The following is a 14,615-nucleotide window of genomic DNA, read 5'->3' on the forward strand; positions in this document are numbered from 1 at the left end:
CCCGCGCTGTGCTTCGGCTTGCCGGATCAGCCGCGATGCGGCTTGCTCAGCACGATCGTCTCGAACAGCACGTACTCGCTGCTCGGCGTATCGCCGCCGGTGGCGTGGTAGTAGTTGACGGTGATCGACGTGTGCTTGCCCGCCTCGCCCGGGTCGTAGTCGAACACCGCGATCCCGTAGGCATTGCCGGCATCGCGCCGCGCCGACCAGATCGCATCCTCGCGCGCATCGGGGCCAGGCCGCGCGAACACGCCGGTCGTCGTGCCCGGCACCGGGCGGTTGGGCTTGGTGAACACCATCGCCTGCGGCAAGCCGGTGGCCGTGTCGTCGCCGTAGGTATCGGTGGGCGCGCTGGTGCCCCCGCCGCCGAGGATCAGGTGGATCGTGCCGTGGCGCGTGTCGAACGTGCGGTCTTCCGGGTCGGACGTCACCACCGGTTGCGGCTGCAACGTATCGACCACCGAGCCGGTGGACGCATCCACGCCCGCATGATGGCGGCAGCCGCGCACCGGGAAGCTGCGCTCGTAATCGTGATCGTGGCCGCACAGCACCAGATCCACGCCGTAGCGGTCGAACAGCGGCAGCCACGCCTCGCGAATGCCCTTGTCCGAGCCGTTGCCCGACTTCGACGAACTGAGCGCGTCCTGGTGCATCTGCACCACGATCCAGTCCACGGCTTCGTCATGCGAAGCATGGCGCAGCACCGCTTCGAGCCAGCGCGTCTGCTCGCCACGGCTGTAGCCGCGCACGTAGAACGAGGTGCCCGGCTGGATCGGCTGGTTGCCGGTGCTCGGCGCCGGCACCAGCGGCGCGGGGCCGGCCACGAACGCGGCGGCGTCCTGGTACACCACGTCGTCGGCGTCGAGCGAGACGAACAGCACCGCCCCCACCCGGAAGCTGTACCAGCGGCCCGGAAAGCGCGTGCCGTTCTCGGGCAGCACGTAGCGCGCGAGATACGAATCGTAGCCCTGCGGGCCGTTGTTGAACTCGATCTCGTGATTGCCGGGGCATGGCATCCACGGGCGGTTCGCGGCCGAGGTCTGGTTGTTGTTGCCGAAGTCGCGCCACACGTCCGGCTGATGCGCCGGGTTCAGGTTCGCGTAGCAGAGATCGCCGTTGAGCAGGTGGAACAGCGGCTGGAAGCGCTCCACCGCCTGCACCGCGAAGCGGCTTTGCGGCGACGACAGCACCCAGCCCGTGTTCGGCGTGGCGAGATCGCCGTAGCTGGTCCAGCGAAACGGCGTGCGGCCGCGCGGCGCGGTCTGGAAGCTGGCCGAGAACGGGTGGGCGGCGTTCGCGTCGTTGTCGGCCGTCACCTCGTAGCGGAACGTCGCGCCGGGGCGCAGCCCGTGCAGGCGCGCGTGATAGGTGAACACCACGGCGCCGTTCAGGCCGTCGGTGTAGGTGCGCTGCACCGCGTGCACGGAGAACGGCCGGCCGTAGTCGCTCGACACGCGCACGCGCGGGTTCGCGGCCGGCGCAAGCGACGCCCACGACACGGTCACTTCGGACGACGGATCGTCGCCCCAGGTCAGGTGGATCTGTTCGGGCGTGCCGTCCGGCGTGGACGCCGCCGACGCGCGCGTGGCGGCCAGGCCGCTCGCGGTCGCCAGGCCGGACACGCCGGCCAGCTTCAGGAAGCCGCGGCGCGAGACCGGCGCATGCTGGCCGGCCTCGGGCGTTTCGGGATGATTCGGTTTCGACATCGGTTCGCTCCGATCTTATGGTTCGCGACTGGGGGCACGCGGCGACGCGCGCAACGCGCAATCACCGTCTCGGATCGCGACGATAGACCGGCAATCGTGACACCCGCATGTCATCGGCCGCGAGCGCAACCTTTCCGAAAGACGGCACGGTAAGGGGCCGGCGATGATCAGGATTACCAAGGATTTCACCGGTAATTCCGGCGTGCTTCGGTGGGGAAGCGGACAGACGCGCCGGCGGGAGCCGGCGCGGGGTGGAACGTACTCGCCGCTCAGTGCGAGGAGGCTTTGCCGGCGGCGGCGCGACTGCGCTTCGCTGCAACGGGGCGAGCGGCAGCGGGTTGGGCCGCTTGCGTGGACGGCGCGACGGGCTTCGCCACCCGCTTCGACGCGGGCTTGGAGGCCGGTTTGGAGGTCGGCCTCGCCGTGAGCTTCGAGCCCGGCTTCGCGGCGGACTTCACAGCCGGCTTGGCCGCCGGCGTGCGCTCCGCATGCCACATCTGCAACAGTTGCCGCGTCTGCGAATAGACGGTCGATTTCAGCAGCTCGCCGTTCTCGCCGGTAAACGCGTCCCAGCCCAGCAACGCCAGCGCCGAGCGCGGCGCCATATGGAACACGGTCAGTTGCCCGAGCAGGCTGAACGCGCGCAGTTGCGTGAGCGGCTGCTTCGGATCGGTGCCCGAGATGCGCCCGACCAGCTCCGCGCAGATCGCATTCACTGGCCGGCGCACGCGCTCCATCAGCATCTCGCTGGCGAAGGCCGGCTCCAGGCCGGCCTGCTCGCGCGCGAAGAACATGCGCTGGTGCACGGTTTTCGGCGTGTCGAACATCTTCGACGCGATCACCTGCATGACGCCCACGAACGCGTCGATCAGCGTGTCGAGGTCGGCATCCTGGGCGAGCATCGCGCGCGCGTGCTCGACGGCCGGGCCGAACGATTCGCTGGCGTGATCGCCGATCGCCTCGACGCAGGCGCGCAGCACGCCTTCCTTGTTCTCGAAGTAGTACTGCAAAGCAGGCGCATTCACGCCCGCGCGCGCGGCGATGTCCCGCGTCGATGCGCCGGCGAAGCCGCGCTCGCCGAACAATTCGATGGCGGCTTCGATGATCCGCCCGCGTGTTTCGTCGCCCCGCGCATAACCACATGCCGACGTGCGACGCAGTTTCTTCGCGTCCGTCATAGACCCCTCACATTCGTACTTGCGACATTCTACTTGACACAATTTTTCCAAGTGGAATAATTCTTCCGCTCGGAATAATTTGGATACCCGAATGTCGTCGACCCTTCAAGAACCGCCGAAAGGCAATCGTCAGGAACCCTTGGAACCCGCCGCGAAGCGCCCATCGCGTCGGATCGTCCTGATCGCAATCGCCGTGGTCGCGCTGATCGGCGGGGCTATCTGGCTCGTCCATTGGTGGACCGTCGGCCGCTTCATCGAATACACCAACGACGCCTATCTGCAGGCAGACAGCATGACCGCCGCGCCGAAGGTGTCCGGCTACATCACCGATGTTTACGTTCGCGACAACCAGACGGTCAAGGCCGGCGATCCGCTCGTGAAGCTCGACACGCGCCAGTACCAGGTGTCGCTGCAGAACTCGCAGGCCACCGTCGATTCGCGTCGCGCCGACATTGCTCGCGCCCAGGCCGACATCGGCCAGCAGCGCGCCAACCTCGAACAGGCGCAAGCCCAGGCCCAGGTATCGAGCATCAACCTGCGCCACGCGAGCGAGGAATACACGCGCTACGCGCCGCTGGCGGCCACCGGTGCGGAAACGCACGAACGCATCGCCGACCTGAAGAACACCCGCGATCAGGCGCAGGCCACGCTCGCGGCGAACAACGCATCGATCGCGGCGGCCCGCACGCAAATCGCCTCGAGCACGGCGCAGTTGCAGCAGGCGCAGGCCCAGCTCGAAGCCGCGCAGGCCAGCGCCGCGCAGTCGCAGCTCGATCTCGACAACACCGTGGTGCGCAGCACGCTCGACGGCCGCGTCGGCGATCGCACGGTGCGTGTCGGCCAGTACGTGCAGCCCGGCACGCGCCTCCTGACGGTGGTGCCGGTGCAGGACATCTACCTGGTCGCGAACTTCAAGGAAACCCAGGTCGGCCGCATGCGCGTGGGCCAGCCGGTCACGCTCAGCGTCGACGCACTGTCGGGCCAGGAGTTGCACGGCACGGTGGAAAGCTTCTCGCCGGGCACCGGCTCGCAGTTCGCGCTGCTGCCGGCCGACAACGCCACCGGCAACTTCACGAAGATCGTGCAACGCGTGCCGGTGCGCATCCACGTGGAGGCCAACGACGAAACGCGCCGCGTGCTGCTGCCGGGGCTGTCGGTGGACGTGAACGTCGATACCCGCGACGACGGGCAGCATCATGGCTGAAGCCGTCACGCCGCCCGCCGGCGCGCCGGCGCCAGCGCCACACGCCGAGGAACGCGCCAGCGCCACCGACTGGATCGCGGTTGCGGCCGGCTCGCTCGGCGCGCTGATGGCCACGCTCGACATCTCGATCACCAACTCGGCGCTGCCGCAAATCCAGGGTGAAATCGGCGCAACCGGCACCGAAGGCACCTGGATCTCCACCGGCTACCTGATGTCGGAAATCGTCATGATTCCGCTCGCCGCGTGGCTCACGCGCGTGTTCGGACTGCGAAATTTCCTGCTGGTGTCGGCGGTGCTGTTCATCGCGTTCTCGATGATGTGCGGCTGGTCGAACACGCTCGCGCTGATGATCGTCGGCCGGATCGGCCAGGGCTTCACCGGCGGCGCGATGATCCCCACCGCGCAGACCATCATCCGCACCCGGCTGCCCACCTCGCAGTTGCCGGTCGGCATGACGCTGTTCGGCCTGATCGTGCTGCTCGGGCCGCTGTTCGGGCCGGTGCTCGGCGGCTGGCTGGCCGAGAACGTCAGCTGGAGCTGGTGCTTCTTCATCAACCTGCCCGTCTGCCTGATCCTGATCGCGCTGCTGGTGCTGGGCCTGCCGTCCGACAAGCCGCAGTGGCCGCAGTTCTTCAGCGCCGACTGGGTGGGCATCGCCGGGCTGTCGGTCGGCCTGTCGTCGCTGACGGTGGTGCTGGAAGAAGGCCAGCGCGAGCGCTGGTTCGAATCGAGCATGATCGTCGCGCTCAGTTGGGTGACGTTCGCGGGCTTCGTGCTGATCGCGATCTCGCAGTTCACGGCAAAGCGGCCGATGCTGCGGCTCTCGCTGATGCGCAACCCGCGCTATGCCAGCGTGATCGTGATCGTGGCCGCCGTGGGTGCGGGGCTGTACGGCATTTCGTACCTGCTGCCGCAGTTCCTCGCGATCGTCTCGGGCTACAACGCCGAGCAGGCCGGCGAGATCATGCTGCTGTCGGGCCTGCCCGCGTTCCTGATGATGCCGATCCTGCCCAGGCTGCTCGGCAAGGTGGATTTCCGCATCCTCGTGATCACCGGGCTGCTGCTGTTCTTCCTCAGTTGCATGCTCGACATCTCGCTGACGGCGCAAAGCGTCGGCCACGATTTCGTGTGGTCGCAACTGATTCGCGGCGTCGCGCAAATGTTGGCGATGATGCCGCTGAACCAGGCCTCGATGGCCGCCGTCTCGCGCGAGGAATCGGGCGATGCGGCCGGGCTCTACAACATGGCCCGCAACCTCGGCGGCTCGATCGGCCTGGCGATCATCGGCACCATCATCGACCGCCGCACCACCTATCACACGGCCGTGATCCGCGAATCGGTCAGCAACAACTCGCTGATCGGCCAGGATCGCATTTCGCAATACGCGTCGAACTGGTTCTCGTACACGGGCGACATGGCCTACGCGAAGATGCGCGCGCTCGGGCAACTGGCGCAGCAGATCAACGTGCAGGCCACCGTGATGACCTATTCGGAAACCTTCTACCTGCTCGGACTGGCGCTGATCGCCTGCGTGCCGCTCGCGCTGCTGTTGCGCACGCCGCCGCGCCGAGGCGCTCCGCCGCCCAACTCGTCCGGCCACTGAACCGATTGATTCGATGACGTCCTTCTCCTTGCCCCGCCGCCCTGCCCTGACGCTGATCGCCGCCGCGAGCCTGCTCGCCGGCTGCACGGTCGGCCCGAACTACCACGGCGCGCCGGCCGCGCCGAGCGCCGCCAGCTTCGTGCGTGCACCGCAAGCCGGTGTGGCCGCCAACGCGCCCACCCCGAGCGCCTGGTGGGAAGCGCTCGGCGATCCTCAGCTCAACGAACTGATCGCCGCCGCGCTGGCCCACAATCCCGATCTGCACGCGGCGCAGGCGCGCCTGCGCGAAGCCCGCGCCCAGTTGAGCCAGCAGCGCGCCAACGCGCTGCCGAAAACCACCGCCGACCTGGCCGCGATCCGCACCCGCTCCCCCGACATGAACGCGCTGTCGGCGCTGACCGGCTCGAACAATTCGAGCAACGGCTCAGGCAGTTCCGGCAGCTCGACGGCCGGCAGCGGGCCGATCCAGCTCTATTCGGCCAGCTTCGACGCGACCTGGGAAATCGACCTGTTCGGCGGCACGCGGCGCGCGATCGAAGCCGCCTCGGCGCAGGCCGAAGCGGTCACGGCCGACCTGGCCGACACGCAGGTGTCGATCGCGGCCGAAGTCGCCAATGCCTACATCGACCTGCGCGACCAGCAGCAGCGCCTCGCGCTGTCGCACCGCACGGCCGATCTGCAACAGAACCAGCTCGATCTGACGCTGCAACGCCGCGCGCGCGGCGTGGCGGCCGATGCCGATGTGGAACGCCTGACCACCCAAGTGGAAAACACCCGCGCCACGCTGATCCCGCTCGATGCTCAGGTGACCGAATCGCTCGACCGGCTCGCGACCCTGACCGGCCGCGCGCCGGGCGCGCTCGACGCGCAACTGGCCAGCGAGACGGCCGCGCTGCCGACGTTGCCCGCCTCGGTGCCGATCGGCGATCCGGCCGCCCTGCTCAAGCAGCGGCCCGACGTGCGCGCCGCCGAGCGCCGGCTCGCGTCGAGCAACGCGCAGATCGGCGAGCACATCGCCGATTACTTCCCGAAGGTCACGCTGCTCGGCGACATCGGTTTCAGCGCAGGCGACCCGGGCCACCTGTTCCGCAAGCAGAACTACTCGTGGGTCGGCGCGCCTTACCTGCAATGGAACATCTTCGATTTCGGCCGCACGCGCGGCGCGGTGCGGGCCGCCGAGGCCTCGCGCGACGAAGCCGAGGCGAACTACACGAAATCCGTGCTCGGCGCGTTGCAGGATGCGAACACGGCGCTGTCGCGCTACGGGCACCAGCGCGATCACGTCGTCACGCTGGCCAAGGTGGAAACCTCGGCCACGCATTCGGCCACGCTGATGGATCAGCGCTACCGCGCCGGGGTTTCGTCGATGATCGATCTGCTCGACACGCAGCGCGAATCGCTGTCGGCGCAGCAGAACGTGATCGCCGGGCAAGCCGAGCTGATCAAGGATTACGTGTCGCTGCAGAAGAGCCTGGGACTGGGCTGGCAGACCGAGGCGGCGGCCGACGCCGGCACGCGGCCGGCCGGCGCGACGAACGCGACGAGCGCAACCGGCACGGCCAAGCCCGCCGACGCGAAACCGGCAAGCTGATCCGGGCCGCAGCGCTCAGTCAGCGCCCAGTCAGCGCTCGATCCGCTCGCGCGTGGTGCCGAGCAGCGCGGCCATCGCGTCGCGTGCGGCCCGCGCATCGCGCGCGCGGATCGCCTCCACCACGCGCGTATGTTCGGCCAGCGAAGCGTTGTACACGTCCGCGCGCTTCGCGTTCAAATGCAGCTGCGCCTCGAGCGTGCGTGCGATCAACGCGCCGAGCGGCATCAGCAATTCGTTGCCGCCCGCTGCCAGCACGCCCAGGTGAAAGCGCAGATCGGCGCGCACCCATTCGTCCACATGCCGCGCCGCGCACATCGCCGCGTGCGCGTGCTCGATCGCCGCGAACGTGGCCGGCGTCTGCGCGTGCGCGGCCAGCCCCGCCGCATACGGCTCCACCATCTCGCGCATTTCCTGCAGCTTCATCGCGAACGCCAGCGGCGGCGCGACCTGCGAATACCAGTCGAGCAATTCCGCGTCGAGCAGGTTCCACGCCTCGCGCGGCCGCACGCGCGTGCCGACCTTCGGCCGCGATTCGATCAGGCCCTTCGAGGTCAGCGTACGCAACGCCTCGCGCAGCACCGTGCGACTCACACCGAACGCCAGCATCAGCTCCGCCTCGCGCGGCAGGATCGAATCCGGCGCGTAGTCGCCGCGCAGGATCGCCGTGGCCAGCGTGAAGGCGGTTTTTCCATGCAGATCGCGTTGAATCACGTTTCTCCCGGTCGGCACGGCTCCGAATAGCGGGGCCGCATCACTATGTGCGCAATAGTGCTATTAATACTACTTTTTAGCGGCATCGTGTAGGATCGTCGCCATCGACGCTGCCCTGACGCGTCCATCTCACGGAGACACCCATGAAGATCACCCGCCTCGAAACGTTCGTCGTCCCGCCGCGCTGGCTGTTCCTGAAGATCGAGACCGACGAGGGCATCGTCGGCTGGGGCGAGCCGATCGTCGAGGGGCGCGCGCACACGGTCGAGGCGGCGGTGCAGGAGCTGTCCGATTACCTGGTCGGCCGCGATCCGCTGCTGATCGAGGATCACTGGCAGGTCATGTATCGTGCCGGATTCTATCGCGGCGGTCCGGTCACGATGAGCGCGATCGCGGGCGTCGACCAGGCGCTCTGGGACATCAAGGGCAAGTACCACAACGCCCCCGTGCACGCGCTGCTCGGCGGCCAGGTGCGCGACCGCATCAAGGTCTATTCGTGGATCGGCGGCGACCGCCCGAGCGACGTGGCCAGCAACGCAAAGGCGGTGGTCGATCGCGGCTTCAAGGCCGTCAAGATGAACGGCTCGGAAGAGCTGCAGATCGTCGACACCTACGACAAGGTCGAGAAGGTGATCGCCAACGTGGCGGCCGTGCGCGAGGCGGTGGGGCCGCACGTGGGGATCGGCGTGGATTTCCATGGCCGCGTGCACAAGCCGATGGCCAAGGTGCTTGCCAAGGAACTCGATCCGTACCGCCTGATGTTCATCGAGGAGCCGGTGCTGTCGGAGAACGCCGAGGCGCTGCGCGACATCGTCAACCAGACGGACACGCCGATCGCGCTCGGCGAACGGCTCTATTCGCGCTGGGATTTCAAGCATGTGATCGCGGGCGGCTACGTGGACATCATCCAGCCCGATGCGTCGCACGCGGGCGGCATCACCGAATGCCGCAAGATCGCGTCGCTGGCCGAGGCCTACGACGTGGCGCTGGCGCTGCATTGCCCGCTCGGCCCGATCGCGCTGGCCGCCTGCCTGCAGATCGACGCGGTCAGCTACAACGCGTTCATCCAGGAACAGAGCCTCGGCATTCACTACAACCAGGGCAACGACCTGCTCGATTACATTCGCAATCCTGAAGTGTTTCGCTACGAAGATGGCTTCGTGTCGATCCCGCAAGGGCCGGGCCTGGGCATCGAAGTCAACGAGGAGAAGGTGCGCGAGATGGCGAAGGTCGGCCACCGCTGGCGCAATCCGGTGTGGCGTCACGCGGACGGCAGCGTGGCGGAGTGGTGATCGGCTGAATTCCCGGGGTTGTCTACGCTCCCACGGATCGGCGCCGGTTCGCGCCGCCGATCCGGTACCGATGCGCCGCCGCAAACCGGCGCGCATCGGCCCGCTGAAACCGGCGCGCGCCTGCGCCGGTTTTGCAGTCCTTACTGAATGATCGCCGCCGCGCCGGGCACGCTGAATGCGAGCACGGCCGCCGCCACGAACACCCCGATCATCGCGATCGACTCCAGATTCAGCACGTTGGCGAACGTGCGCGCGTCCTCGGTGGCCGCCGTGCGGCGCAGGCGCGGCAGCGCCGAGAAGCGGTTCAGGCCGCCCAGCACCAGCGCGAGCGCCACCAGCGCCAGCTTCAGCAGCAGCACGTGGCCCCAGGTGCTCGCGTCCAGCACCGCCAGATCACCGCCCGTGCCGCGATAGCCGTTGAACGCGCCGGTCGCCAGCACCAGCACCACCGACACCATCGACAGCCGCGACACGCGCTGCGCCACGCGAATCAGCACGCCGCGCGCGATCGACGCGCCGAGCGCCGGCACCACCACCAGGCCGCCCGCCAGCACGATGCCGCCCCACACCGCCGTGGCAAGCAGATGCAGCATCTGCACGCCGACCGCCGGCGAGAACGCGCCCGCGTCGGCCGCATGGCCGATCGAGGCATTGCCGGCCTCCACCACCAGTATCGCGAGCCACAGCAGCGCATCGCCCGCCGCGCCGGCGGGCCGCAGCAAGGCCAGCACCAGCAGCGCCAGCGCGCCGCCGAACAGCAGGCCCCAGGCGTGGCCGACGTGCGTCATCTGCAACACCGTGCCGAGCGCACCGAACGCGCCGCCCAGCCCCGCGCCGCTCATCGACGCCGCCTCGTAGACGATCCAGCCCGCCTCCGCCAGCACGAACACCAGCGCGGCGGCCGTCAACGAACCGCGCGCGCGCCGCCAGGCCAGATGCGCGGGCGACAGCTTGACGCTCGCGCCTTCCGCGGCGAGCCATGCGCCGAACAGCAGCGAGCCGACCGCCACCGCGAACGCGATCTGCGCGAGCGAGGCCATCGCGACCTGGCCGAGCCAGAGGCTGTCGATTTTCGGCATCATCGCGCGCCGCCTCGCGCCGTCATGGCGCGCTGCGGCAACGGGCCGGCTGCGAGGGAAAACACCGACGCCGAGAGACGGCAATCGTCTGACGCAAAACGCAACGGAGGCAACGGGAGCAGCGGGGAGATCGAGGACATCGGCAAGTGAGGTGGGGGTTTCGTCGGTATTTCGGAGTGGAAACGATCTTGCAGTACGGCTCAAAACGACATAAAACGCCGATAGGGCGCCTCGGCCATGCGCGAGCAGCGAGTGTACGGCCTTCGACGCAATAGAGGCACGCGGGTTCATCAAAAAGCGTAGGATTCCCGCATGGGTCGCCGTGGTTTCGCGGCGGCCGATGCGCATTGAATGCGCGGTATCGAGGCCTGTCTCGCGGTGCATGGCGGCCAGGCGCCGATGCCAAACTTCGCAGCGCAGCCGCCAGGAGACAACCAGGGCTGCCGAAACACGTGTAGTCAAAGCCCGAGCCGACATGAGCCGGCCAGGTCCCCGACGAATAAAAAATTGGAGCCTCGCGTGTCTTCAATACGTGTATTCCGCCCCCTGCTCGCCGCGCTGGCGATCGGCGCCGCATGCTTGCCGGTGGCCTCGCAGGCCCAGGCTCCCGCAACGCCCGCCCCCGCCTCCGGGGCCGCATCGAACGCCTCGCCCGCGCCGCTCAAGGCGCCCGACACGATGGCCGAACGCGTGCGCGGCTGCACCGCCTGCCACGGCGTGCACGGCCAGGGCACCGCCAACGACTACTTCCCGCGCCTGGCCGGCAAGCCCGCCGAGTATCTGTACAACCAGTTGATGAATTTCCGTGACGGGCGGCGCAAGTATCCGCCGATGAATTACCTGCTCACGTATCTCGGCGACGACTATCTGCACGAGATCGCCGTCCACTTCTCGAACGAGCATCCACCTTACCCGCCGCCCACGCAGCCGAACGTGTCCGCCGATGTCGTCGCACGCGGGCAGGCGCTCGCCACGCGCGGCGATCCGGCCCGCAAGATCCCGGCCTGCATCGCCTGCCACGGCGCGCAACTGACCGGCATGCAGCCGGCCATTCCGGGCCTGGTCGGCCTGCACAGCGATTACCTGAGCGCGCAGATCGGCGCGTGGCGCTCCGGCAACCGGCGCGCCAAGGCGCCCGACTGCATGCGCGAGATCGCCGCGCACCTGACCGACGAGGACGTGACCGCCGTGACCGCCTGGCTCGCCGCGCAACCGGCGCCGGCCAACCCGGTGCCCGCGCCGGCCGGATCGTCGAAGCTGCCGCTCGCCTGCGGCAGCGAACCGCAATAAGAACCAGGAGACAGACGCCATGAAACGCCAGTCCCTGTATGCCTGCTCCGCCCTCCTGCTGGTCGCGGCCGCGACGCTCGGCACCGCCCTCTGGCCCGGCGTCGCGCGCTGGTCCAGCGAACTCGCCCACGCCGCGCCGCCGGCCGCCACCGCCGGCAACGCGGCGCTCGTGAAGAAGGGCGAATATCTTTCCCGGATCGGCGACTGCGTGGCCTGCCACACGGTGCGCGGCGGCCAGCCGTTCGGCGGCGGCCTGCCGATGCCGACCCCGTTCGGCACGCTCTACACGCCGAACATCACGCCCGACAACCAATACGGCATCGGCACATGGAGCGCCGACGATTTCTATCGGGCGATGCACGCCGGCCGCTCGAAGGACGGCAGCCTGCTCTACCCCGGCTTCCCGTTCACGAGCTACACCAAGGTGACACGCGCCGATTCGGACGCGATCTACGCCTACCTGCGCTCGGTCCCACCGATCCACGCGGCAAGCCGCGCGCACGAGCTGAAATTTCCGTTCAACAACCGCAACCTGCTGATCGGCTGGCGCACGCTGTTCTTCAAGGAAGGCGATTTCAAGCCCGATCCGGCCAAGTCGGTCGAATGGAACCGCGGCGCCTACCTGGTGGAAGGGCTCGGGCATTGCAGCATGTGCCACACCTCGATCAACCTGATGGGCGCGCCGCGCAGCTCGTCGGCGTTCGCCGGCGGCCTGATCCCGATGCAGAACTGGTACGCGCCGTCGCTGACCAACGACACCGAGTTCGGCCTGGGCGACTGGCACGTGCAGGAGCTGACCGATCTGCTGCAGGCCGGCGTATCGAATCGCGGCGCGGTGTTCGGGCCGATGGCGGACGTGGTGCACAACAGCCTGCAATACCTGAGCGACGACGATGCGCGTGCGATGTCGGTGTATCTGAAGTCGATTCCGCAGAAGGGCGACGCGCCGACCAACCTGCAATACGAACCCTCGCAGCAGTTCGGCAATCAGCTGCTCGAACAGGGCCGAAAGATCTACGCGGACAACTGCGCGACGTGCCACGGACCGGTCGGACAGGGCAAGCCGCCGGCCTATCCGCCGCTCGCGCAGAACCATTCGATTATGATGGAGTCTGCAGTGAACCCGATCCGGATGGTGCTGAACGGCGGATACCCGCCCAGCACGTTCCGGAATCCGCGTCCTTACGGGATGCCTCCGTTCGCACAAGCCCTTTCGAATCAAGAGGTTGCCGCCGTCGTGTCGTATATCCGATCGGCCTGGGGCAACAAAGGTTCGCCGATTTCGCCGCAACAAGTGAGCGATTTGCGTTCGGCGCCGCTCGACTGACGGACGGTTCATGAACACGGGGGCGTGGCCGCGCGACACCGCGGCCACGCCCTTTTTGCTTTTTTTGTATGACGATGCCTCGCGGTGCCCACCGGCGCCGCGGCGGTGTCTTTCCGAACCCCAAGAGAGTTTATGTCTTTTGCTTCCCTCGGCCTCGCCGAACCCCTCGTGCGAGCCGTCAATGAACTCGGCTACAGCGAACCCACTCCGATTCAATCCCAGGCGATTCCCGCCGTGCTCGGCGGCGGCGACCTGCTCGCCGGCGCGCAAACCGGCACCGGCAAGACGGCCGGCTTCACGCTGCCGATCCTGCAGCGCCTGAACGACATGCCGGCCCCGCAGGCGGGCGCAAAGCGCCCGGTGCGCGCGCTGATCCTCACGCCCACGCGCGAGCTGGCCGCGCAGGTCGAGGAAAGCGTGCGCGCCTACGGCAAGTACCTGAAGCTGCGCTCCACCGTGATGTTCGGCGGCGTCAGCATCAATCCGCAGATCGATGCGCTCAAGCGCGGCGTCGATATCGTGGTGGCCACGCCGGGCCGCCTGCTCGACCACATGCAGCAGAAGACGATCGACGTGTCGCAGCTCGACATCCTCGTGCTCGACGAAGCCGACCGCATGCTCGACATGGGCTTCATCCACGACATCAAGCGCGTGCTGGCCAAGCTGCCGGCCAAGCGCCAGAACCTGCTGTTCTCGGCCACCTTCTCCGACGAGATCAAGACGCTCGCCGACAACCTGCTCGATTCGCCGGCGCTGATCGAAGTGGCGCGCCGCAACACCACGGCCGAATCGATCGCGCAGAAGATCTACCCGGTGGACCGCGACCGCAAGCGCGAGCTGCTCACGCACCTGATCCGCGAACACAACTGGTTCCAGGTGCTGGTGTTTACGCGCACCAAGCACGGCGCGAACCGCCTGGCCGAGCAACTGGCGAAGGACGACATCAGCGCGCTGGCGATCCACGGCAACAAGAGCCAGTCGGCCCGCACGCGCGCGCTCACGGAATTCAAGGCGAATACGCTGCAGGTGCTGGTCGCCACCGACATCGCCGCGCGCGGCATCGACATCGACCAACTGCCGCACGTCGTCAACTACGAGCTGCCGAACGTGCCGGAAGATTACGTGCACCGCATCGGCCGCACCGGCCGCGCGGGCGCGACGGGCGAAGCCGTGTCGCTGGTGTGCGTCGACGAAAAGCAATTGCTGCGCGACATCGAACGCCTGATCAAGCGCGAAATTCCGCAGGAAGTGATCGCCGGCTTCGAACCCGATCCGAACGCCAAGCCGGAGCCGATCCAGCGCCGCAGCGGGCAGCAACCGCAACGTGGCGGCGGCGGTGGCGGTGGTGGCAATCGCCAGCCGCAGGGCGGCGGCCAGGGCCGCGCGCAGACGGCACGGGGCGGCCAGCCCTCGGCAAAGCCGGCGGGCAGCAAGCCGGCAGCCAAGCCCGCCGCCAAGCCGGTCAAGGCCGCGCAAGGTGCGGGCAATGCCGGCGGCAACAAGCCGGCAGCCAAGCCGCGTGCGGCACAACCGGGCAGCGCACGTCCGGCCGGCAGCGGCAACGGCAACGCCGGGCACGCCAACCGCAGCCGCACCTCGCGCAGCGGTTCGCGCGGCAACTGATCGGCGCCAAG

At 68.1% G+C, this 14,615-nt stretch carries 11 protein-coding genes; 7 read left to right on the forward strand and 4 right to left on the reverse strand.

The window, feature by feature from the left end; all coding sequences use genetic code 11:
- Positions 1-26 precede the first annotated feature (26 nt).
- The gene (locus AB4850_RS29900; RefSeq protein WP_414443020.1) at positions 27-1,706 is read right to left on the reverse strand and encodes a purple acid phosphatase family protein; all 1,680 of its coding nucleotides are present in this window, start codon (positions 1,704-1,706) and stop codon (positions 27-29) included.
- A gap of 269 nt (positions 1,707-1,975) precedes the next feature.
- Positions 1,976-2,884 carry a CerR family C-terminal domain-containing protein gene (locus tag AB4850_RS29905; protein ID WP_414445654.1) on the reverse strand — a complete coding sequence of 303 codons (909 nt, stop codon included), beginning with the start codon at positions 2,882-2,884 and terminating at the stop codon, positions 1,976-1,978.
- Positions 2,885-2,975: 91 nt separating this feature from the next.
- On the opposite strand from AB4850_RS29905, the gene AB4850_RS29910 reads away from it, so the two are divergent.
- Genes AB4850_RS29910 through AB4850_RS29920 form a run of 3 tightly spaced genes read left to right on the forward strand, consistent with a single transcriptional unit; the run spans position 2,976 to position 7,282 of the window.
- Complete coding sequence (locus tag AB4850_RS29910) at positions 2,976-4,088, forward strand: HlyD family secretion protein (RefSeq protein ID WP_414443021.1); 1,113 nt, start codon at positions 2,976-2,978, stop codon at positions 4,086-4,088.
- The gene (locus AB4850_RS29915) at positions 4,081-5,691 is read left to right on the forward strand and encodes a DHA2 family efflux MFS transporter permease subunit (RefSeq protein ID WP_414443022.1); all 1,611 of its coding nucleotides are present in this window, start codon (positions 4,081-4,083) and stop codon (positions 5,689-5,691) included. Before AB4850_RS29910 ends, AB4850_RS29915 begins: the two co-directional genes overlap by 8 nt.
- A gap of 13 nt (positions 5,692-5,704) precedes the next feature.
- Complete coding sequence (locus AB4850_RS29920) at positions 5,705-7,282, forward strand: efflux transporter outer membrane subunit (RefSeq protein WP_414443023.1); 1,578 nt, start codon at positions 5,705-5,707, stop codon at positions 7,280-7,282.
- Between the two features lie 30 nt (positions 7,283-7,312).
- On the opposite strand, the gene AB4850_RS29925 is transcribed toward AB4850_RS29920, so the two are convergent.
- The gene (locus AB4850_RS29925; RefSeq protein ID WP_414443024.1) at positions 7,313-7,993 is read right to left on the reverse strand and encodes a FadR/GntR family transcriptional regulator; all 681 of its coding nucleotides are present in this window, start codon (positions 7,991-7,993) and stop codon (positions 7,313-7,315) included.
- A 143-nt stretch (positions 7,994-8,136) separates the two neighbouring features.
- Here AB4850_RS29925 and dgoD point away from each other — a divergent pair, with 143 nt between their 5' ends.
- Entirely contained in the window at positions 8,137-9,285 is a 1,149-nt protein-coding gene (gene dgoD / locus AB4850_RS29930; protein ID WP_414443025.1) for a galactonate dehydratase, read from the forward strand.
- Between the two features lie 140 nt (positions 9,286-9,425).
- Here the strand turns inward: dgoD and AB4850_RS29935 are convergent, their stop codons facing one another.
- Positions 9,426-10,364, reverse strand: coding sequence for a CopD family protein (locus tag AB4850_RS29935; RefSeq protein ID WP_414445655.1), 939 nt, complete (start codon positions 10,362-10,364; stop codon positions 9,426-9,428).
- Between the two features lie 507 nt (positions 10,365-10,871).
- Between AB4850_RS29935 and AB4850_RS29940 the strand changes: the two genes are divergently transcribed.
- The 3 genes from AB4850_RS29940 to AB4850_RS29950 all read left to right on the forward strand — a co-directional run bounded on the left by AB4850_RS29940 (position 10,872) and on the right by AB4850_RS29950 (position 14,604).
- Entirely contained in the window at positions 10,872-11,654 is a 783-nt protein-coding gene (locus tag AB4850_RS29940) for a c-type cytochrome (protein ID WP_414443026.1), read from the forward strand.
- A gap of 19 nt (positions 11,655-11,673) precedes the next feature.
- Positions 11,674-12,981, forward strand: coding sequence for a cytochrome c (locus AB4850_RS29945; protein WP_414443027.1), 1,308 nt, complete (start codon positions 11,674-11,676; stop codon positions 12,979-12,981).
- A gap of 132 nt (positions 12,982-13,113) precedes the next feature.
- A complete protein-coding gene (locus AB4850_RS29950; RefSeq protein ID WP_414443028.1) occupies positions 13,114-14,604 on the forward strand; it encodes a DEAD/DEAH box helicase in 1,491 nt (496 codons plus the stop codon).
- The last annotated feature ends 11 nt before the right edge of the window (positions 14,605-14,615 follow it).

This window comes from Burkholderia sp. 22PA0106, from assembly GCF_047497155.1.
Lineage (GTDB): Bacteria > Pseudomonadota > Gammaproteobacteria > Burkholderiales > Burkholderiaceae > Burkholderia.